The 19,458-nt window shown below is 52.8% G+C and carries 13 protein-coding genes; 5 read left to right on the plus strand and 8 right to left on the minus strand.

The features are described 5' to 3' along the window. Positions 1–28: 28 nt before the first annotated feature. Both HMPREF0645_RS03150 and HMPREF0645_RS03155 read right to left on the minus strand, forming a co-directional pair. On the minus strand, positions 29–994 hold the full coding sequence (locus HMPREF0645_RS03150) for an endonuclease/exonuclease/phosphatase family protein (RefSeq protein WP_007173400.1): 966 nt from the start codon (positions 992–994) through the stop codon (positions 29–31). After that, complete coding sequence (locus HMPREF0645_RS03155) at positions 994–2,403, minus strand: C1 family peptidase (protein WP_007173401.1); 1,410 nt, start codon at positions 2,401–2,403, stop codon at positions 994–996. Before HMPREF0645_RS03155 ends, HMPREF0645_RS03150 begins: the two co-directional genes overlap by 1 nt. Positions 2,404–3,222: 819 nt before the next feature. On the opposite strand from HMPREF0645_RS03155, the gene dxs reads away from it, so the two are divergent. The 3 genes from dxs to HMPREF0645_RS03170 are packed head-to-tail and all read left to right on the plus strand — an operon-like array spanning position 3,223 to position 7,924. Then, positions 3,223–5,118: a 1-deoxy-D-xylulose-5-phosphate synthase gene (gene dxs / locus HMPREF0645_RS03160; RefSeq protein WP_007173402.1), complete on the plus strand. Its 1,896-nt coding sequence runs from the start codon at positions 3,223–3,225 to the stop codon at positions 5,116–5,118. An 8-nt stretch (positions 5,119–5,126) separates the two neighbouring features. Then, entirely contained in the window at positions 5,127–6,467 is a 1,341-nt protein-coding gene (trkA, locus tag HMPREF0645_RS03165) for a Trk system potassium transporter TrkA (RefSeq protein WP_007173403.1), read from the plus strand. Continuing rightward, positions 6,467–7,924: a TrkH family potassium uptake protein gene (locus tag HMPREF0645_RS03170; protein ID WP_007173404.1), complete on the plus strand. Its 1,458-nt coding sequence runs from the start codon at positions 6,467–6,469 to the stop codon at positions 7,922–7,924. The genes trkA and HMPREF0645_RS03170 overlap by 1 nt, the downstream gene beginning before the upstream one ends. Positions 7,925–7,974: 50 nt before the next feature. On the opposite strand, the gene recA is transcribed toward HMPREF0645_RS03170, so the two are convergent. From recA to msrB, 4 genes are all read right to left on the minus strand, one after another. Continuing rightward, the gene (gene recA, locus HMPREF0645_RS03175; protein WP_007173405.1) at positions 7,975–9,027 is read right to left on the minus strand and encodes a recombinase RecA; all 1,053 of its coding nucleotides are present in this window, start codon (positions 9,025–9,027) and stop codon (positions 7,975–7,977) included. Positions 9,028–9,176: 149 nt separating this feature from the next. Beyond that, positions 9,177–10,400: a saccharopine dehydrogenase family protein gene (locus HMPREF0645_RS03180; protein ID WP_211205375.1), complete on the minus strand. Its 1,224-nt coding sequence runs from the start codon at positions 10,398–10,400 to the stop codon at positions 9,177–9,179. An 89-nt stretch (positions 10,401–10,489) separates the two neighbouring features. Continuing rightward, the gene (locus HMPREF0645_RS03185; RefSeq protein WP_044123160.1) at positions 10,490–11,107 is read right to left on the minus strand and encodes a DUF6621 family protein; all 618 of its coding nucleotides are present in this window, start codon (positions 11,105–11,107) and stop codon (positions 10,490–10,492) included. Positions 11,108–11,236: 129 nt separating this feature from the next. After that, complete coding sequence (gene msrB / locus HMPREF0645_RS03190; protein WP_007173409.1) at positions 11,237–12,274, minus strand: peptide-methionine (R)-S-oxide reductase MsrB; 1,038 nt, start codon at positions 12,272–12,274, stop codon at positions 11,237–11,239. Positions 12,275–12,997: 723 nt separating this feature from the next. Here msrB and HMPREF0645_RS03195 point away from each other — a divergent pair. Continuing rightward, the gene (locus HMPREF0645_RS03195) at positions 12,998–14,407 is read left to right on the plus strand and encodes an amidophosphoribosyltransferase (RefSeq protein ID WP_007173411.1); all 1,410 of its coding nucleotides are present in this window, start codon (positions 12,998–13,000) and stop codon (positions 14,405–14,407) included. Between the two features lie 263 nt (positions 14,408–14,670). On the opposite strand, the gene HMPREF0645_RS03200 is transcribed toward HMPREF0645_RS03195, so the two are convergent. Both HMPREF0645_RS03200 and HMPREF0645_RS03205 read right to left on the minus strand, forming a co-directional pair. Next, a complete protein-coding gene (locus HMPREF0645_RS03200; RefSeq protein ID WP_007173412.1) occupies positions 14,671–16,842 on the minus strand; it encodes a DUF3857 domain-containing protein in 2,172 nt (723 codons plus the stop codon). A gap of 4 nt (positions 16,843–16,846) precedes the next feature. Continuing rightward, complete coding sequence (locus HMPREF0645_RS03205; protein ID WP_007173413.1) at positions 16,847–18,685, minus strand: transglutaminase-like domain-containing protein; 1,839 nt, start codon at positions 18,683–18,685, stop codon at positions 16,847–16,849. 530 nt (positions 18,686–19,215) lie between these two features. On the opposite strand from HMPREF0645_RS03205, the gene HMPREF0645_RS13610 reads away from it, so the two are divergent. After that, on the plus strand, positions 19,216–19,389 hold the full coding sequence (locus HMPREF0645_RS13610; protein ID WP_007173414.1) for a hypothetical protein: 174 nt from the start codon (positions 19,216–19,218) through the stop codon (positions 19,387–19,389). Positions 19,390–19,458: the final 69 nt, after the last annotated feature.

The following is a 19,458-nucleotide window of genomic DNA, read 5'->3' on the forward strand; positions in this document are numbered from 1 at the left end:
GACCTGCGGAGCAGCATTGTTCCGAGCCTTACTTCCCAACCTCTTGCCTTTTCCCCAAGTCGAACACGGCAACCAGCGGCAGATGATCGCTGAAACCACCCAGATACCTCGGCCCCAGATAGGTGCGGCGGGGTTTCACGCCTCCATATTTCTGTTCATTCTCAAGCAAAAACGGTGCGTCGTTGATGCTGCATTTCACCACGCAGGCTGCCGTGTGCTCGTCGCAGAGAATATGATCGAGACTGCCCCAATCACTGTGATACCGATAGGTACCCTTGGCGCCATGGCCTCCCCGTGCCTCAGCCGATACATCCCTCAGCCCTCCGGACAGCAAGAACTGTATGGAAGCGTTGCCGGTATAGTCGTTGAAATCGCCCATAACGATAATTCCGGGCTGCGCATACAAGGCCCGAAGGGAGTCGATTGCCCCGTACAACTGCCGGGCAACATGCATGCGATAGGGGCGCGTGGCCTTCTCACCGGCCGACCTACTGGGCGCATGAACCACAAACACGTGCAGGGTGTCGCCCGAGGCTGTCGCCCCCGAGGCACAGAGAATGTCGCGCGTGGGACGGAAATGGCGAAACGGGGGGATGCGGATAGAACGGGAACTGAGCAGGCGAAACGAGCTGGGCAGATAAAGCAGAGCCACGTCTATGCCACGCTGATCGGGGCTATCGGTCACGACATACTCATAACCGGCGTTTTTCAGGAGCGACCGCTTGGTAAGATCGTGGACCACGGAGTCGTTCTCCACCTCCGTCAGGGCAACCAAATCGGGTATAACCTCCATGGAATCAAGCATCCCGCACGACAGGATTTCCTGTCCTATGCGGTTCTGCTTAACCCAGTACCGATAGGGGGTCCAATGACGGCCTGAGCCAGGCAGAAACTCCTCGTCCTGCTTCAGGCTGTCGTCGACGGTGTCAAACAGATTCTCACAATTGAGCTCCACAACCGTGAAAACGGATAATAAGAATGTGATCAGGTACATCACATGTTGTCGCCCTGGAAGAGAGGATCTTCGGGTATCACCATGACAGGCTTTTGATTGAATTGCTCCAAGAGCTTCCCGGAAACATATTTTTTGTTCACCACGAGCCTGAACATATATTCGTTGAACCAGCGATTAGTCATGATGAGGCAACCATTCTGCCCATAGTTCGCGCCCCAACTGTTCTCCACTTTCCATTTCAGGGGGTTGCCTTCAGCGTCGAGATCCACCGCCGTGAGTGTCATGGCATGAGTGGAACCGCTGTCGAACGTCATGATGCGTTGGGCTTTGTCCATGCCAAACTCGGTTCCCAAAAGCGATGAATAGTCATAATTCTCGATGTCTAAGTAGCCGCGCTTGCGGTCGAGCTGCTTGCCGACATCATAGCTGGAGTACATCTTGTGCCCATCCTTCAACGAGGCAATGGCTATCTGGGCAATCTCGTCCATGGGCAGGTTGAGGTATTTCCAGTTCTGCCCATCGTAGGTGTGTCGGTCCAGCTCCACCTCATAGGTCTTGTGGTAGGGTCGCCGGGGGTCGTTCATCACCATGATAAACGATCCTGTGATAGGTCCTCCGACCGTTTCCCTGTAAAATTCCAGTGGTGTATAGGTCTTGGCCGGGGCTACGGATTTCCCGTTTTTGTCGCGGAAAGCGTATGTAAACTCCTTCACAGGCTCGCCGATGGTCAGCGTAAGTATATGGTATACCGTGCCGAGCATCTCCGTCTTGCGCTTTTTGATGACGTCAGCCTTCTTGCCATCGTTCACCATTTGGCGTAACTCGAGACCAAACTCACGCAACTTCGAAGCGAGCAAGCTGCGCATTTGCGACGTGTTGTCGGCCGAAAACGTCTCGGGCATCACGCTCATGGGCACAAGTCCGTACTTGTCGGCCAGGTCGGCCACACCGCAGAAGGTGCCTCCGTCGCCGATGGGATGCTGAAAAAAGAAGCGCACGCGGGCATCATCCATAGGCTTTTTGGCACAGTCTATCACGCCCTGCAACATGAGGTTGGCTTTCTCCAGCTGGTCGTAGAAGAAGAGATAAGCTTGCGAAAACTCCACCTTCAGCGTATCCTGATGCTTCTTGGCAAAATTGGCACGAAGCACATTAAAGCCCGAGAACATCCAGCAACGTCCCGAACTTTGCTGGTCGTGAATGCTTTGCTTGGGTGTCTCCACACTGAAATAGGTGTCTATCTGTCCCAGATTCTTATAGTTCTTTGCCAAGTCATCTATCTTATTGGATGCAATGGCGTTGGCCAAAGCCTTATAAGCAGAGTTCCGACTTTGGCCACTCTCGATTTGGTGGAGCATCTCCGGCGATATGCCACCGTCGCGGGTCTGTGCCGAAAGTGCGCAGCAAACGGCTGCATAAAGGAATAACACAAGTGTTCTATTGTTCATAAATAGGTGTTAATGGTTGATAAAATCAAAGTTTGATCATGCAAAGATAACAAAAATATTGAACGATAAAAACATAAAGACAAGCTAATATTGCATATTTGCAAGATATAATTATCAAAGACAAAACGTGACTTGATGCCCGGCAAACTGCCACACCACTGTTGCGCGACATGACCGTGCGCCCACTGACAAGGCCTTGAGGTGGCGGTCAAATATCGATAAAATTATTGACAAAAGTCCTGAAATGCTGGGCGTATTTGAAAAGAGACTGACCTTCAGTCGAAAATTAGAGAAATTCGCGTAATTCGTAGTTTGTTCATAATCAGCCATTTAGCAGAGTAACCCTTAGCGGCAGGATTTAGTCGTCCGCGGTTGCACCGTGAACGGCACGACGGTTAAGGCCGATTCGCACGACGACTACGCCGTTGCCGCAGCGTCGCGAAAGCCTAACCGAGCAGCCGTTAAGCCTCAACCGCCGTGCCGCATCAGAATTTGCGCCGTGCCGACCGAATATTTCCGTCGCAAACATGGCGCATTTTCTTCTGGTTACTCCGCAAATCTCAACACGATTAGAGTAAAGTTTTATTGACAAACTACTCCGTACGGCACAACCGTTTTGAGCATCAGGAAGCTGCGAGCAGCATAGAAGCCGAGAGGTTGGGAACGTCCCTCGCCCATCCGTCTCCTGCTGGTCAGAATGCTGAACGGAGGGCAAAAAGAGGTTGGACAATATGAAGTGCAACGCGAGGAAATGATGATTCTCTTTGCATCTACCGAAATAAAACACTAACTTTGCAAGGTTATTCCAACAGAATATCAATGGATCAAGAGAAATTCGAACTGTTAAGCCAAATCAAATATCCCGCCGACCTTAGGAAGCTGAGCATCGACCAGCTGCCGGAGGTATGCAAAGAACTCCGCCAGGACATCATCGATGAGGTGTCGGTCAACCCCGGACACTTTGCATCGAGCCTGGGCGTTGTGGAGATTACGGTAGCCTTGCACTACGTTTTCGACACGCCCGAGGACCGCATCGTGTGGGATGTTGGGCATCAGGCCTACGGCCACAAATTATTGACCGGGCGACGCGACCAGTTTTCCACAAACAGAAAGCTGGACGGCATACGCCCCTTTCCCACCCCATTGGAAAGCGAATACGACACCTTCACCTGCGGGCATGCCTCCAACAGCATCTCCGCAGCGCTCGGCATGGCTGTGGCAGCCAAGAAAACCGGGCACGAGGATCGGCATGTGGTGGCTGTGATCGGAGACGGGTCGATGAGCGGGGGACTGGCCTTCGAAGGACTCAACAATGCCAGTTCGACTCCCAACGACCTGCTGATCATTCTCAACGACAACGACATGTCGATCGACCGGGCAGTCGGCGGCATGGAGCAATATCTGCTGAACCTCGACACCAACGAGACCTACAACAAGATTCGCTTCAAGGCCTCGCAGTGGCTGCGATCGAAAGGCTATCTCAGCGACAAGCGACGCAAGGGCATCATACGCCTGAACAATGCCATCAAGAGTGCCATCAGCCAGCAGCAGAATGTGTTTGAGGGTATGAATATCCGATACTTCGGGCCGTTCGACGGGCATGACGTGCGCGAAACGGTGAGGATACTCAGGCAGATTAAAGACATGAAAGGCCCCAAGCTCCTGCATCTGCACACCACGAAGGGTAAGGGATATGAACCGGCTGAAAAGGCGGCCACGGTGTGGCATGCCCCCGGAAAGTTCGACCCCAAGACGGGTGAGCGCATCATTTCGGACACCAGCAACGAGCCTCCGAAATTCCAAGAAGTGTTCGGCAAGACGCTACTGGAACTTGCCAGGCAGAATCCGAGGATTGTCGGGGTGACACCCGCCATGCCCTCGGGATGCTCGATGAACATCATGATGAAAGAGATGCCCGACCGCACGTTCGACGTGGGCATAGCCGAGGGGCACGCCGTGACATTCTCCGGCGGCATGGCCAAGGACGGACTCATGCCCTTCTGTAATATTTACAGTTCGTTTTCGCAGCGTGCGTACGACAACATTATCCACGATCTGGCCATACTCAACCTGCCGGTGGTGATGTGTCTGGATCGTGCCGGACTCGTGGGCGAAGACGGCTCAACCCACCACGGCGCATTCGACCTGGCCGCCCTCCGTCCCATTCCCAACCTCACCATTGCCTCGCCCATGAACGAGCACGAGTTGCGCAAGCTGATGTACACCGCTCAGCTTCCCGGCAAGGGCACGTTTGTCATTCGCTATCCCCGGGGCAGAGGCGCGCTGAGAGACTGGCATTGCAAGTTGGAGGAAATCGAAGTGGGAACGGGGCGCAGGCTAACAGATGGCGAGGATCTGGCTATACTGACCCTCGGCCCCATAGCCTATCAGGCACAAGAGGCCATCAGGCAGGCAGGCTTTTCGGTAGCCCACTATGACCTAAGGTTTCTCAAACCCTTGGACAACAAACTCTTGCACGAAGTGGGACAGCGCTTCAAGCGCATCATCACCATCGAGGATGGGGTGCGCAACGGAGGCATGGGGTCGGCTGTGCTCGAATGGATGGACGACCACAGCTACACGCCGAGAGTGGTGAGGCTTGGCCTGCCAGACTCGGAGTTTGTGGAGCATGGCACCGTGCAACAGCTATATAAGAAATGTAGGATTGATGCCGAATCCATTAAGGAAGAAATTTTACAACTCATGAAATCATAACATCAGATATGAAGATTATCATCACAGGTGCCTATGGCATAGGCACATATCTGGCTCGTTTGCTATCGCGCAACAAAGATGACCTGACCATTATCGACGAGGACGAGGATCGGTTGGCGAAGATCGGCTCCGATTATGATCTGCTCACGGTTCACGGCTCGCCCACAAGCGTCAAGACGCTGAAAGAAGCCGGCACAGGCAGTGCTGATCTCTTCATCGCCCTCACCCCGAGCGAAGACGAGAACATCAACAGTTGTATCATAGCTCATGCGCTTAAAGCCAAGAAGACGGTGGCTCAGGTGAACCATGCCGAATACATGGAGCCGGCTGTGCATCAGATGTATATGGAGCTGGGCGTGGACGAGCTGATTTATCCGGAGATACTTGCTGCCCGCGACATCATCAACGGACTGAAAATGTCGTGGGTGAGGCAGCGATGGGACGTGCATGGTGGCGCACTCGTCATGCTCGGCATCAAGCTGCGGGAAAACTGCGGGGTGCTGAACCGACCGCTGCGGGAGATATGCGGTCCGACCGATCCCTATCATATCGTGGCCATCAAGCGTGGCAACGACACGATTATCCCAGGTGGTAACGACGAGCTCGAGTGCTTCGACCTGGCCTACTTCATGACTACCCGCGACTATGTACCCTATGTCCGCAAGATTGTGGGCAAGGAAACCTATGTGGATGTCAAGGATGTGATGTTCATGGGAGGCGGGGTCACTGCAGTGAGGGCATTGCAAAGCCTGCCCAAATATATGGATGCCAAGGTGATCGAGATAGACCCCGACCGCTGTGAGGAACTGAACCAGATTCTCGACAGCAACACGCTCGTCATTCACGGCGATGCCCGCGACATCTCGCAGCTAACGGACGAGGGGATAAGAAACACGCAGGCTTTCGTGGCGCTGACGGGAAGCTCTGAGGCGAACATCCTGGCCTGTCTCACAGCCAAGCGGCTGGGAGTGAGGAAGACGGTGGCCATGATCGAGAATATTGACTATGTGAGTATGGCCGAGAGTCTTGACATCGGAACCATCATCAACAAGAAAGCCATTGCCGCCAGCCGTATCTACCAACTCATGCTTGATGCCGAAGTGATGAACGTCACATTCCTGATGTCGGTCAACGCCGATGTGGCCGAGTTTATCCCGAAGGAAGGCTCCAAAATAACCAAGAAACCGGTCAAGGATCTCAAACTTCCCGCATCCATAACCATTGGGGGAATCGTGCGAAACGGAGAAGGTATGCTCGTTTCAGGAAACACGAAAATAGAGGCCGGTGATTCGGTTGTGGTGTTCTGCCACGACCTCAACTTGAAGAATATCGAAAAACTTTTTAATTAGTGATTAACTTTCGCATCATATACAAGATTCTGGGTTCGCTGCTCTTCATAGAGGTTGCCCTGATGCTTTCGTGCTTAGGCATGGCGCTGTATTTCGAGGAAGACGACAGCTTGGCATTCGCTATCTCGGTCATCATCACCCTGTTGGGCGCGATCCTGCTAAGATATGCAGGGCGCAACGCAGAAAACCGACTCTCGCGACGCGACTCATTCCTTGTCGTAACACTGGCGTGGGTGACGTTCTCCATTTTCGGCACACAGCCCTTCCTCATTGGCGGCTACCTCCACAGCTTCACAGATGCTTTTTTTGAAACGATGTCTGGGTTCACGACAACGGGTGCAACCATCATCGACAACGTGGAGGCACTGCCCCATGGCATACTTTTCTGGCGCTCGCTCACACAGTGGATCGGCGGGCTGGGAATCGTGTTCTTCACCGTGGCCCTGCTGCCGTCGCTCGTTGGCGGGAGCACCAGGGTGTTTGCAGCCGAAGCCACAGGCCCCGTCAAGACTAAGCTCCACCCCAAACTATCGATGGGAGCCCGCTGGATTTGGATGGTTTATCTGTTCATCACCTTTTCCTGCATGGGCAGCTACATGTTCTTTGGCATGGACTGGTTTCAAGGTATTAATTATGCCATGACCTCGTCGGCCACGGGTGGATTCTCCATTCACAACAACAGTACGGAGTTCTTCAACTCCCCCGCCATAGAATACACCACCACGTTTTTCTGCTTTTTGTCGGGCGTAAACTTCACGTTACTGTATTTCTCCGCAGCCAAGTTCAAGTTCAAGGAACTGTGGCGGGACTCGGAATTCCAGTTCTACTGTCTTGTCATTCTTGGTTTCACCGCCTTCATCATGGCGGAACTGATGCTGCGCAATCACTATGACATCGAGCACGCTTTTCGTTCCGGCTTGTTCCAGGTTGTATCGTTCATCACCACCACAGGGCTTTTCAACGACGACGCAGGCCAGTGGCCACACGTCACGTGGGTGGTTTTGTCTGTGTGTATGTTCATTGGTGCGTGTTCCGGCAGCACCAGTGGCGGACTGAAATCCGTCCGTGCGGTGATGCTGGCTAAAATCATTCGGAACGAATTGCGGCAAAGATTGCACCCCAATGCCGTGCTTCCGCTCAAGGTGAGTGGTGTCAATGTGACCAACGCTCAGCGTGTTTCGCTGTTGGCTTTCCTCATCACCTATCTGCTTTTGCTGCTGGTTGTAGCCTTCGTCATGATTGCCGCAGGCATCGATAACACCAACGCCATCACCATTTGCCTGAGTTGTATGGGCAACGTTGGGCCGACGCTGGGTGTCGAAATCGGACCGACGATGGCATGGAATCACTTGCCCGACTTCGCCAAGTGGATGTGCTCCACCATGATGCTCGTTGGGCGTTTGGAAATATTCACTGTTATTGTGATTCTCACCCCGTCGTTCTGGACGAGGAATTAGCCGTTCCCGCTCTCCTGATTCGGGAGAGCAGGAACTACCGAGTAACGGACTTATTTCTCCGACTTCTCCTTGATGGCATCCATGATCAGCTTTTCAAGCTCCTCACTGAGTTCGGGATTGTCGCGCAAAATGGCCATTGAGGCATCACGTCCCTGCGCCAACTTCGAGTCGTTATAGCTGTACCAGCTTCCGCTTTTCTTGATAATATCGTATTCCACACCCAGGTCGAGGATCTCGCCCACCTTGTTGATGCCCTGACCATACAAGATATCAAACTCGGCACGGAGGAAGGGCGGGGCCACCTTGTTCTTCGCCACCTTCACCTTGGCGCGGTTGCCATACACCCTGTCGCCATCTTTCAGGCTCGTGGACTTGCGTATATCCAACCTCACGGAGGCATAGAACTTCAGCGCATTACCGCCTGTGGTGGTCTCCGTAGGGCCAAACGTCATACCAATCTTCTCACGCAACTGGTTGATGAAGATGCAACACGTATTGGTTTTGGCTATGGTCGACGTGAGCTTGCGCAGTGCCTGACTCATCAACCGCGCCTGCAAGCCCAGCATCGAGTCGCCCATTTCGCCGTCGATTTCCTTTTTTGGAGTCAACGCCGCCACCGAGTCGATGACCAATATGTCTACTGCCGAGCTGCTGATCAGCTGGTCGGCAATCTGCAAGGCCTGCTCGCCATTGTCGGGTTGCGATATCCACAGGTTGTCCACATCCACCCCGAGCTGCTGTGCGTAGACCCGGTCGAAGGCATGCTCTGCATCAATGAATGCAGCTATGCCACCCAACTTCTGTGCCTCGGCGATGGCGTGAATGGCCAATGTGGTTTTTCCCGACGATTCCGGGCCATAGATTTCTATCACCCTACCACGGGGATAGCCACCCACTCCCAGCGCTACGTCAAGGCCGATTGAGCCGGTGGGAATAACATCCACGGGCTCCACATTCTCGTCGCCCATGCGCATGATGGCGCCCTTGCCAAAGTCTTTCTCTATCTTCGACATGGCTGCCTGCAAAGCTTTCAGCTTGGCATCCTTTTCCTTTGTGTTCTTCGCTTGCTTTTCTGCAGCCACTTCTTCTTCTGATTTTGCCATTTTTTATTATAAATAGATGTGCCCGTCTCCACCCGCGAGGGGGGAACGCCGAGTCGCATATACAAGTCTCGGCCGAGCTGTTGTTACCATTCGTTTTGTCTTGATATTCTTCGATAAACCTCCCGGCAGCGTTTTGCCGGAGCACGTTCCTACAGTTCGAGGTCCACATCAAACTTCTCGTGCCAGGGCAGTCCCTGTGCACCCACCACCTCCAAGAACGGATCCGGGTCGAAGTCCTCTACATTCCACACGCCGGGCTTGCTCCACAGTCCCTTGAGGAACATCATCGCCCCGGCCATCGCCGGCACACCCGTCGTGTAGCTCACACCCTGCATGCCCGTTTCCTTGTAGGCATCCTGATGCTTACAGTTGTTATAGATATAATAGGTGCGCTCCTTACCGTCTTTCATGCCCCGTATGCGACAGCCGATAGACGTCTCGCCCTCGTAGTTCTCACCCAGATCCTGCGGGTTGGGCAGCACGGCCTTGAGAAACTGCAACGGCACGATGTTCACCTTCACGCTCTTGCCCGACCCGTCGGCCAGTTCGGCTTCATATTCCACCTTGTCTATACGGCTCATGCCCAAATTCTGAATACAGTCCAGATAGGTGAGGTAAGGCTTGCCAAACGTCATCCAGAAGCGCGCGCGTTTGATGGTGGGATAGTTTTTCACCAGACTCTCCAACTCCTCGTGATGCATCAGATAGCTGTCGCGTGGCCCGATGTTGGGATAGGTGAGGTCTTTGTGCACAGCCAGCGGTTCGGTCTCAATCCATTCGCCGTCTTCGTAGTACAGACCCTTTTGTGTAATCTCACGGATGTTGATTTCGGGATTGAAGTTAGTGGCAAAGGCCTTGTGGTGGTTGCCGGCATTGCAGTCCACGATGTCCAAATAGTGTATCTCGTCAAAGTGGTGCTTGGCCGCATACGCAGTGTAGGCCTGCGACACGCCCGGGTCGAAACCGCAACCGAGGATCGCCGTCAGTCCAGCCTTCTCAAACTTGTCCTTGTAGGCCCACTGCCAACTGTATTCAAAGTGAGCCTCATCCTTGGGTTCATAGTTGGCCGTGTCGAGATAGTTGCAGCCGCAGGCCAGACAGGCCTCCATGATAGTCAGGTCCTGATAGGGCAGCGCAAGGTTAATAACCAGGTCGGGCTGATAGCTACCCAACAGCTCTTTCAGCTGCTCCACGTCGTCGGCATCCACGCCGGCAGTCTGGATGTCCATCTTGTAGCCCTTGGCATGAATGTCTGCCACCAGCTTGTCACACTTTTCCTTGCGGCGGCTGGCAATCATCAACTCCTTGAAAACATCCTGGTTTTGCACAATCTTGAAGGCGCAAACCGTGGCCACGCCACCAGCACCAATCATCAGCACTCTCCCCTTTCCCGTTGCCGCGGTCTTCGCCGCAACCTTTTCTTTCTGCATATCGTTCATCGTCTTATCTCTTTTTTTATGTATTATTTCTGGTTCGTGATCTCTTCTCCCCGTATTCCCATCGCACTCATGAGCGAATAACCCAGGATTTCCTGACGGAAGTTGCCTCCGCCCATGGGCTGCATGGCAAACACGGTGATGCGTTTGTCGTCGGGCGCCTGGCGCAGCAGGTGACGAATCTCGTCGTAGATGCTTCCCTCCTCGCCGTTGGGAACAATCATTAGCCGCTTCACATCCTTGTGTCCGACCATGGTTCCAATCACATCGAGCAGGTATTCATCCTTCGACACCATCTCGCCCACGGCAACCGAATTGACAAGAAACTCTCCGAGGTGCTCATCCTTGAAGGCCTGGGCATTGAGTTCGGTGTCGTAGGCCGAGGGCCTGAAATTCTCCAGCCGGTGTTTGTCGTGCCCATGCACGAGCACCACCTGGGTCTCATGCGGTGCGCCGTCGCCGCGCAGACCACCGTCCAGCGCCACGTTCACCACCCACTGACTGAGGTCGGCCGGAGGAATGGCGCGACCCAACATGCGTTCAAATTGCACAGTGAGCTGAAATGCAACATAGTCGGCATAGTCCGCATCGACAAGTATCACATTTTCGCTCATTTTCACGTTGCTTGTATCTTGCAAGTTCATATTGCAAAGATACCTTTTTATTTTCATTGGAACAAGCGATTGTGCAAAAAACAAAGACTTGCCCAACACGCTCCCAGCCGACGCCCTTCCGTTGCCTCCTACCCGCCCCGACCACCGAGGTGCAGCCGGCTAATGGCGATGTTTCGGCAGCGGTTCGATCAGGCGGATATAGTCGCCGTAGCCCTCGCGTTCCATCTGTTCTTTGGGCACAAAGCGCAACGAGGCACTGTTGATGCAATAGCGCAGTCCGCCACTTTCCCGGGGACCATCGTCAAACACATGTCCCAGATGGGCATTCCCCACGGCACTGCGCACCTCGGTTCGGTGCATCCCGTGCGACGAATCGTGCTTTTCTTCCAGCAGATGCCTGTCGATGGGCTTGCTGAAGGCCGGCCACCCGCATCCCGACTCAAATTTATCGGTAGAGAGAAAGAGTGGTTCACCGGTGGTGACGTCCACGTAGATGCCCGGACGGAACTCATCGTTATATTCATTCTGATACGGCCGCTCCGTAGCCCCGTGCTGGGTCACCTCATATTGCAGGTCGGTCAACTGTTTCCTCAACTCGTCATCCCCCTTTTTTGCATAGTTCCTCACGGCCGTCGCGGGACGGTTGGCTTGGCGTGCCATCTCAAACAGCGCCTGCGGAATATGACAATATCCGCCCGGATTCTTTTCTAAATAATCCTGGTGATAGTCTTCCGCCCTGTAAAAATTCTTCAGCGGCAGCACCTCGATCATCACCGCCCTGTCGTATTGCTTGCGCAGCTTATCCATCTCGCCGCGTATCATGGGCACGTCAGCCTCGTCGGTGTAGTATATTCCGGTACGGTATTGCGTACCCACATCTCCTCCCTGTCGGTTCAGCGTTGTGGGATCGATGGTCTGGAAATAGAGCTGTAGCAGCAGCGAGAGCGACAACCTGTGCGGGTCATACACCACGCGAACGGTCTCTGCAAAGCCCGTCGTGTCGGTGCACACCTCCTCATACGTCGGGTCTGTCCCCCGTCCGTTGGCATATCCCACCTCGGTTTCAACCACGCCGTCGATCTGCCTTAAAAACTGTTCGGTACCCCAAAAGCAGCCGCCGGCCAAATAGAGTTCAGCTTGTTGTTTCATTCTGTCTTCCTTTTCTTTGAATGACTGCGCCCGGCCATGACAGTTCATGAAGAGCACGGCGAGCAGCAGACACAGGGTTTGTATTGCGGATTTACTCAATTGTCATGGTGTTGGTTCTATGTACAAATCTATCGAAAAATACGAAATCTCACAAAATTATTTCCTTAAAAAACACAAACACGCAGGCCTTCCCCGGTGGCAACGCTGCACAAAAATGTAAAAGAATCTTTGCAAAAACCGTACGTTGGTTTTGAGTACATCCAGAGCAAAAGACGCCATGTTTTCGCCGTTAAAATCAATCCAAATGAGCAAGAATATTCAGAGCCGATGCGGTTAGGCGCTCATCGCCGGGCGGTTTGAGTCTGAACGCTGCGCGACGGAGCCGCGATCGCCGTGCGATTGGGCTCGAACCGCACTACCATTGGGTATCTAACCGCGACCAATAAAATAAGGATACCATGGCCAAAGTTGATAAATCTCTGATTGTTAGCTCGTTGCAAACTTTGCGATTTTTCGCGTATTTCGTCCTCCGAGGTTTTTGTTTTTCAACTCGGCAAACCTGCGAAGGTGTTTGTCATAAAAATTGTATGTAGCGAGCTACGCGGCAACACCCCTCCCACCGCAAAACGCGGGTCGTTCAACATACCAATTCTGCAATTTAATATAATATGACATCTGCTAAACATATTTTTGAGGCAACAGCGTGCAGTATTCGCAAATTTTAGTAACTTTGCCACCGAAATTTGATAAATCAAAAAATTCTACGTTATTATGGGTGGCATCTTTGGAACGATATCTCAAAAGGATTGCGTCAACGATTTATTTTACGGTACCGATTATAATTCTCATTTGGGCACTCGGCGTGCCGGTATGGTTACTTTCGACAAGGAGCGGGGATTCAACCGGTCTATCCACAGTTTGGAAAGGAGTTACTTCCGGTCGAAGTTTGAGGACGACCTCGACAAGTTTTGTGGCAACCAGGGCATTGGCGTCATCAGCGACACCGACCCGCAGCCCATCATCGTCAATTCCCACTTGGGACGCTACGCGGTGGTCACGGTGGCCAAGGTGAACAACCTGACCGACATTGCCGACGACCTGCTCAAGAACCGCATGCACCTCAGCGAACTGTCGGCCAACACACTGAACCAGACGGAGTTGGTGGCTCTGCTCATCAACATGGGCGACACGTTTGTCGAGGGCATCAACAATGTTTACCGCCGCATCAAGGGGTCGTGCTCCATGCTCATTCTGACCGAGGACGGCATCATTGCCGCGCGCGACTTCCTGGGACGCACGCCGCTCATCATCGGGCATAAGGAGGGGGCCTACGCGGTGTCGAGCGAGTCGTCGTGTTTCCCCAATCTGGATTACGACACGGTGCGCGATATTGCTCCGGGCGAAATTGTGCGCCTGCGTGCTGATGGCGTCGAGGTGTTGCAGCAGTCCTCCGGCAAACAGCAGGTGTGCTCGTTCCTGTGGGTGTACTACGGATTCCCCACCAGTGCTTACGAAAACATCAACGTGGAAGAGGCGCGTGAGCGAAACGGACGCATGATGGGCGAGGAGGACGACACGCCGGCCGACTTCGTTTGCGGCATCCCCGACTCGGGAGTGGGCATGGCCGTGGGCTATGCGCAGGGACACAACATTCCCTATCGCCGCGCCGTACTGAAATACACGCCCACCTGGCCCCGCAGTTTCACGCCGAGCGATCAGGCTCGCCGCAACTTAGTGGCCAAGATGAAACTCATTCCCAACAAAGCTTTTCTGAAGGGACAGCGCGTGGTGTTCTGCGACGACTCCATCGTGCGGGGTACGCAGTTGCGCGACAACGTGCGCACCTTCTTCGACGCCGGCGCCAAGGAGGTGCATGTGCGCATCTCGTGTCCGCCGCTGGTCTATGGTTGCCCCTTCATCGGGTTCACCTCGCAGAAGAGCGATATGGAGCTGATCACGCGGCGCATCATCGACGAGTTTGAAGGCGATGGCCCGAAGAATCTCGAGAAATATGCCACCACCGACTCGCCGGAATATCAGCGCATGGTAGACGAAATTGCCCGCCGGCTGGGTCTCTCCACACTCCGCTTTGCCAAACTCGAAACACTCGTCAAGAGCATCGGCCTACCCAAGTGCAAACTCTGCACCCACTGCTTCGATGGCAGCAGCTATGTTTTGTAATTCAAAATTCATAATTCAAAATTCAAAATTAGGCTAACGCCTTCCAATTCAAAATTCATAATTCACAATTCACAATTGGCTGCGCGTTGATTCTTAACTCTTCCCTCTTCACTCTTAATTGAACTGGTAGCAGGAGGTCGTGAATGTCGTGAACGTCGTTGCAAAATACGCTTTGTGGCTTAATTAAAAATTCGTTGCTAAAACGTAGGGGCGTGATGAAATCACGCCCCGTTTGTGTTTGTCATCTTCCGTATGCTGTTTGCTTACTTCCTGATCACGGTCTGTATGGTCGTGAATGCGTTGGTGGCATCGATAATCTGGAGCAGTTTGTCCCAGTTGGCTGCCGGCTCATGCTTGTGGTTATAGGTTCTCACCACATTGATGAGCAGTTTGCCATTCTCTGCCGATGCTTTGGAAACAAAGGAGCCGCACTCGTTGGTCACATTCTTGCGGAGTTGGTTCAGCGCGTCTGCCGACACTTTGTATCCCTCAGGCAACGCAATCTCCACGTTCCATATCGCTTGCCGGGGCGAAATCATGTCGATGTCGGCTGTGCGGTGGCGCTGCTGTCCCTCCACCTTCAGCACATCTCCCAGCATCTTGCCGGTTGATAGGATGAGGTTGCGACCGGCTTTCTTCACCATTCCTTCCATGGCATAGTTGGCGGTGTAGGCCAAACTGCGGTTTTTCTTGGACGTACCCACCGATACAACCTTGCAGTCTTTGATGTTCTTCGGAGCCTCGTCCCAATAGCCCTTGACCAGATCTTTCAACCTTTCCTGCTGTTTTTCCATGGCCTTGTCCACCGTTTGCTGTTCGGCCTCAACCTTCCTCTTGCCCTGCGTTTCCGTAAAGGGTTTGGCATCAGTCACCCGGTCGAGATAGGAGTCGTACACATCTTTCAATGTAAGAATTTCCGTGCCCAGCATCTCGCGCATATTACCGGTGGCACTATGTTCGTGATTGATGGCCAGTTCGTTACCGTTTTCTATCTTTGCATTGAGCGTGTAGACATTCTGATTGTCCTCAGCCTTGCTGGCGGGCAACACAAAGACCGGATAGTCGCTCTTGGCTTCCTTCTTGTTCTCCGGACTGAGTATGGCCTTGCGACCCTGCATGTCGCATCTCAGTTCCCCTGCCACGTTGAGCGACGGGCACCACGAATAGTAGCGCTCCCCCTCCTTGAGGTAGAGAAACGGTATGCCGTTAGCATAGACCGACAGTTGGTCTATAGGCTCGACACCGTCCATCGTGGTGTATCCGATTTTCGTTTTCTTAATGCCGGCCTGCGCGAGTCGCAACTGCAGGTTGTAGGCAAACCGGCGCAGCGAAGCATCGGTGACACGATCCCTGGCGTATGCAAAGCACAGCAAGTCGTAGACATAGTCGGCACGGTCGGTGATGTTTGGAAACTTCTTGATAGCAGCCTTGCACTGTTTCTTGAGATCTTTGTGGCCCTCATATTCGAATGTCACAACACGAAAAAACTCTATCGCATCGTCCTGTATGGCCTTGGCGGTGGGATTAGCCTGCAACCCCTTATGTCTGGAACTGGGCGGAATAAACTCACCCTTGAGTCGCTTGCCCTGAATGTTGAGTACCGTGATGGGCGAGTGATCCATCGGATTATACCACAGGTCGGGGTCCGTGTTTTCCACGTTGGTCACCTCGGCATCGAGGATGATGTTCTTCTCTTCATCGGTGCTTTGCTTAAAGTCGGGTGCACCGTTGAGCGTGCGGTATTGCGTGGTGAGGTCCTTGTCTATCACGCAGTGTACTTTCTTCCACAACATGGGGTATTCGTCCTGATAAGAGATGAAGAAGGGTTCCATGGTGTGCTCCTCCAACTTCTTCTCCTCGTAGGTGAAGATATCGATGTTGTCGCCGATGGCCAGTCCCGGCACGGCCAGCTTCTGACCTTTCTCCTTATCGTTTTTCCCCTCGGCGGTGTTCACGTAGTCGTCGGTGCTGACTTCCCTTATGGTGCCGTCGGGCTTGATAACCCTCACACCAAGCACTTGCTGCACTTTCTCGCTCCAGCCAAACCGGTTTCGGCGGTAGTAGGAAATGAAGTCGAACTCGGAATACTTCTTGAGTGCTGCCTGGTCGTTGATGTGTATGCACACACGGTTGAGATCGCTGGAGATAATGTTCCGCTTCATCGTGATACTAAGATTGATCAACGAGAAGAGATCCAAGCGCGTCTTCTGGGTGACACTCACATCGCGGTAGGCTGCCACGATAACTGCACTCTCGTTCTTGTACTTGGCCGGAATGTCGGTGTTCTTAAACTGCGGGAGGTCCATGGCCCATACGTTTTGCCTTATCGTATCGGCAAAGGCCTTGTACTTCTCCAACTTGTCGGCATACACGCCCGTAGTGCCCATCAGCAGCAACGTGCATAGGCACAGCAACATTTTGCTTACTCTGTTCATTATATCAGTTTTTTGAGTTAGGATTCGTGATCACCAGTTGCTCGTTGCATGCGTCGTTCCATTTGCTCAGCATGTCGTTCCATTTCATGATGTCGGCCTTGGGCAGGTGACGGTTGCGGATGGTGAGCACGCGGCGCAGCACCACGCGGTCGCCGTTACGCACAAAGCTGCACTCCATTGTGCCCTGCGGCATGTCAAACCTCTTCGAAGGGGGCACCATGACCTTGCATCCGGCCGGCAGCTGCACACTCACCTCGCGCACCACGCGGCATCTGAGGGGCAGCATCACGTCGTGGGTGCGGTCGGTGGTGTCTATGCGTTGCGAGAACAAGTCGTTGTGTGGATTCAGTTCCACATACATCTCGTTGTCCACCTGCTGCACGCCGGTGCGGTTGACGATTTTGCCTTCGAGCACGGCCCACACCTCCCTGCGGTCGTTGGCGACCCACTTCACGTCGGTTATCTCATGGACGTGGTCGTCCGAGTTCATGGCGTTGCCCAGCAAGAGAAGTTTGTCGCCCTGCTGTGTATCGTCGTGCGTGCGCATGAAAAACTCCTTCATGTCGCCACACCAGGCATTGCTCACACGCCCCACAAGTCGCGGTTGGCCGCCCAGTTCTAAGGTGTAATGATAGGCCAGGCTGTCCACCGAACTGTCGCAGCCCGGCGCAGGTAGCGTCATGAGCGTGCAGTTGGCGCCGTTCTCCACCATAGCCTCCCGCCCCTGTATGTTGCCGGGAACGTGGGTGGCGGGAATAAATCGGTTGGTGGCGTCGAGCCAATAGGTCTTGCCGCCATGGCTCAGCATGCAAATCATGTGGTCTACGGCTCCTAAGGTGGGCACGTCGCTGGCCTTGAACGGTATGTCCTCCGTGCCGATGTCCACCAGTCGCGCATCCATTTTCTGTGCCTTGAGCAAGGTGCAGAGCAGCATGGCCATGCCCTTGCAGTCGCCGTAGCATTTGCGCACCACCTCTGCCGGGCGGTCGGGCTGATGCCCCGTGATGCCGGCCTCGAACGCCACATACCTGATATTCTTCTGCACCCATGCATACGTGTTGCGAATGCGGTCTTTGTCGCTCTTCGCGTCGCGTCCAATCTCCTCCAATATCGCATCGAGGTTGGGTATGGCGGTGTCTATTCGGGCAAGTTCGTTCGACCATTTGTACATGTCCTGATAATCGGCAAACGCTCCCACGATGCTGATATACGGGTAGATGGCGGCCATGGGTGGCATGGCATTCTCCGACACCATGCCTTCCATGTCGGTAATGGTGTAGGTATAGATTCTGTCGTTGGCATCCTCACTCTGTTCAAACTTGATGTTGGGGGTGAAGTTCTGGTGTATCGGTTTGAACTGGCTAAACTGCTTGGGAATACGAATCACGACAGTCTTGTGTTCCACCTTGAAATCCTCCGGCAGATAAATGCGCGTGAAAAATCGCACGTCCTTGAACGTGCGTTCAAACGAAGCCTTGCCCTCGCGGCGCTTCCGGTCGAACTCGATATTAAAGAAACATACCTTGGTGTCGTCATAAAACACATTTTCGGGCGTAGCGTTGCGGTATTGCGCGCGTCCTTTTCCCGAAGCCTTGTCCAAAGAGATAAACTCGCCGTACAAGGTGTATGGCTGTATGTTAATAGTGCGCAGTGAGAGCGACCGATAGTGTGTCGTCACCGTGTTCTTCACGATTGGCTTGCCGTCACTGCCGGGCATCAACACGTAAGTGTCGGTGCAGGCATCTATCACAACATCTTTCTCCGGCTTGGCTGCCCGGCATACGAAAGTAGCCTGTGCCAGCAGCAGGACGAGCCATAGTTTCAAATAGGATATGCTCTTCATCAGGTATATATTTAAATAGGTGACACACACGTGTCAACCCTTGATGTTTCCGGTTTCAAAAGTATGAAAAAAAAAGATTCCTGCAAACAATTTACGCCACTTTTCAAAAAAAATCAAACATTTTCATGTCACGGCATCTTGCTCCGATTGTCCCAAGTTCAAAAGATTTTTCATCGTAGTACTCTTTGTTAAAAATATGTTTCATTAATCATAATTAACAAACAGGGGCGGGTAATTTTAACAAGAGTTTGTAACTTTGCACTGTAAAATCAAGGTAATCAAGATATTAATTCACAGACTTTTGAGTTGAACAAACCATTTTAAATCTTGATAAGCCTCTGTTAATGAGCTCATTTTGTATAGATTGCAAATCCATCCTAATGTGTATCAACATTTGACCGACAATGGTTATGGCATGGCCGCACCATGTCGGCTATGCAGCGCATATAAGTTATAGAGAATCCCTTTGGGTGAGCAGCGGTCTTACGAGACTTGCCTTGTGGGTAAAGATTTTTAATTAATAAATAGATATGATGAAAAAAAATTATGTTACACCGGGAATCGCATTACTTCCCTTGCAAATGCCGATAGGCCCCAATGCAGGCGTAAGTGGTGAAGACAATGGAGGTATGAAACCCATTGATGCAAAGGAAAACCCGATCGACGACGAATTCGAGATGAATTTCAGATCATGGGACGAATAACGCCCTATGTTGCAAGTATTCGTTTAGAAACAATGAAGAAAGAATAGAGATTTAAAGAAAAAGAAATGG

Origin of the sequence: Hallella bergensis DSM 17361 (genome assembly GCF_000160535.1) — a bacterium.
Taxonomy (GTDB): Bacteria; Bacteroidota; Bacteroidia; order Bacteroidales; family Bacteroidaceae; genus Prevotella; species Prevotella bergensis.

Excerpts from the sequence above, each read along its gene's own strand:
- HMPREF0645_RS03150 (WP_007173400.1), bottom strand. The coding sequence starts at position 994 with ATGTACCTGATCACATTCTTATTATCCGTTTTCACGGTTGTGGAGCTC.
- HMPREF0645_RS03155 (WP_007173401.1), bottom strand. The coding sequence starts at position 2,403 with ATGAACAATAGAACACTTGTGTTATTCCTTTATGCAGCCGTTTGCTGC.
- dxs (WP_007173402.1), top strand. The coding sequence starts at position 3,223 with ATGGATCAAGAGAAATTCGAACTGTTAAGCCAAATCAAATATCCCGCC.
- trkA (WP_007173403.1), top strand. The coding sequence starts at position 5,127 with ATGAAGATTATCATCACAGGTGCCTATGGCATAGGCACATATCTGGCT.
- recA (WP_007173405.1), bottom strand. The coding sequence starts at position 9,027 with ATGGCAAAATCAGAAGAAGAAGTGGCTGCAGAAAAGCAAGCGAAGAAC.
- HMPREF0645_RS03180 (WP_211205375.1), bottom strand. The coding sequence starts at position 10,400 with ATGATTGGTGCTGGTGGCGTGGCCACGGTTTGCGCCTTCAAGATTGTG.
- HMPREF0645_RS03185 (WP_044123160.1), bottom strand. The coding sequence starts at position 11,107 with ATGAACTTGCAAGATACAAGCAACGTGAAAATGAGCGAAAATGTGATA.
- msrB (WP_007173409.1), bottom strand. The coding sequence starts at position 12,274 with ATGAACTGTCATGGCCGGGCGCAGTCATTCAAAGAAAAGGAAGACAGA.
- HMPREF0645_RS03195 (WP_007173411.1), top strand. The coding sequence starts at position 12,998 with ATGGGTGGCATCTTTGGAACGATATCTCAAAAGGATTGCGTCAACGAT.
- HMPREF0645_RS03200 (WP_007173412.1), bottom strand. The coding sequence starts at position 16,842 with ATGAACAGAGTAAGCAAAATGTTGCTGTGCCTATGCACGTTGCTGCTG.
- HMPREF0645_RS03205 (WP_007173413.1), bottom strand. The coding sequence starts at position 18,685 with ATGAAGAGCATATCCTATTTGAAACTATGGCTCGTCCTGCTGCTGGCA.
- HMPREF0645_RS13610 (WP_007173414.1), top strand. The coding sequence starts at position 19,216 with ATGATGAAAAAAAATTATGTTACACCGGGAATCGCATTACTTCCCTTG.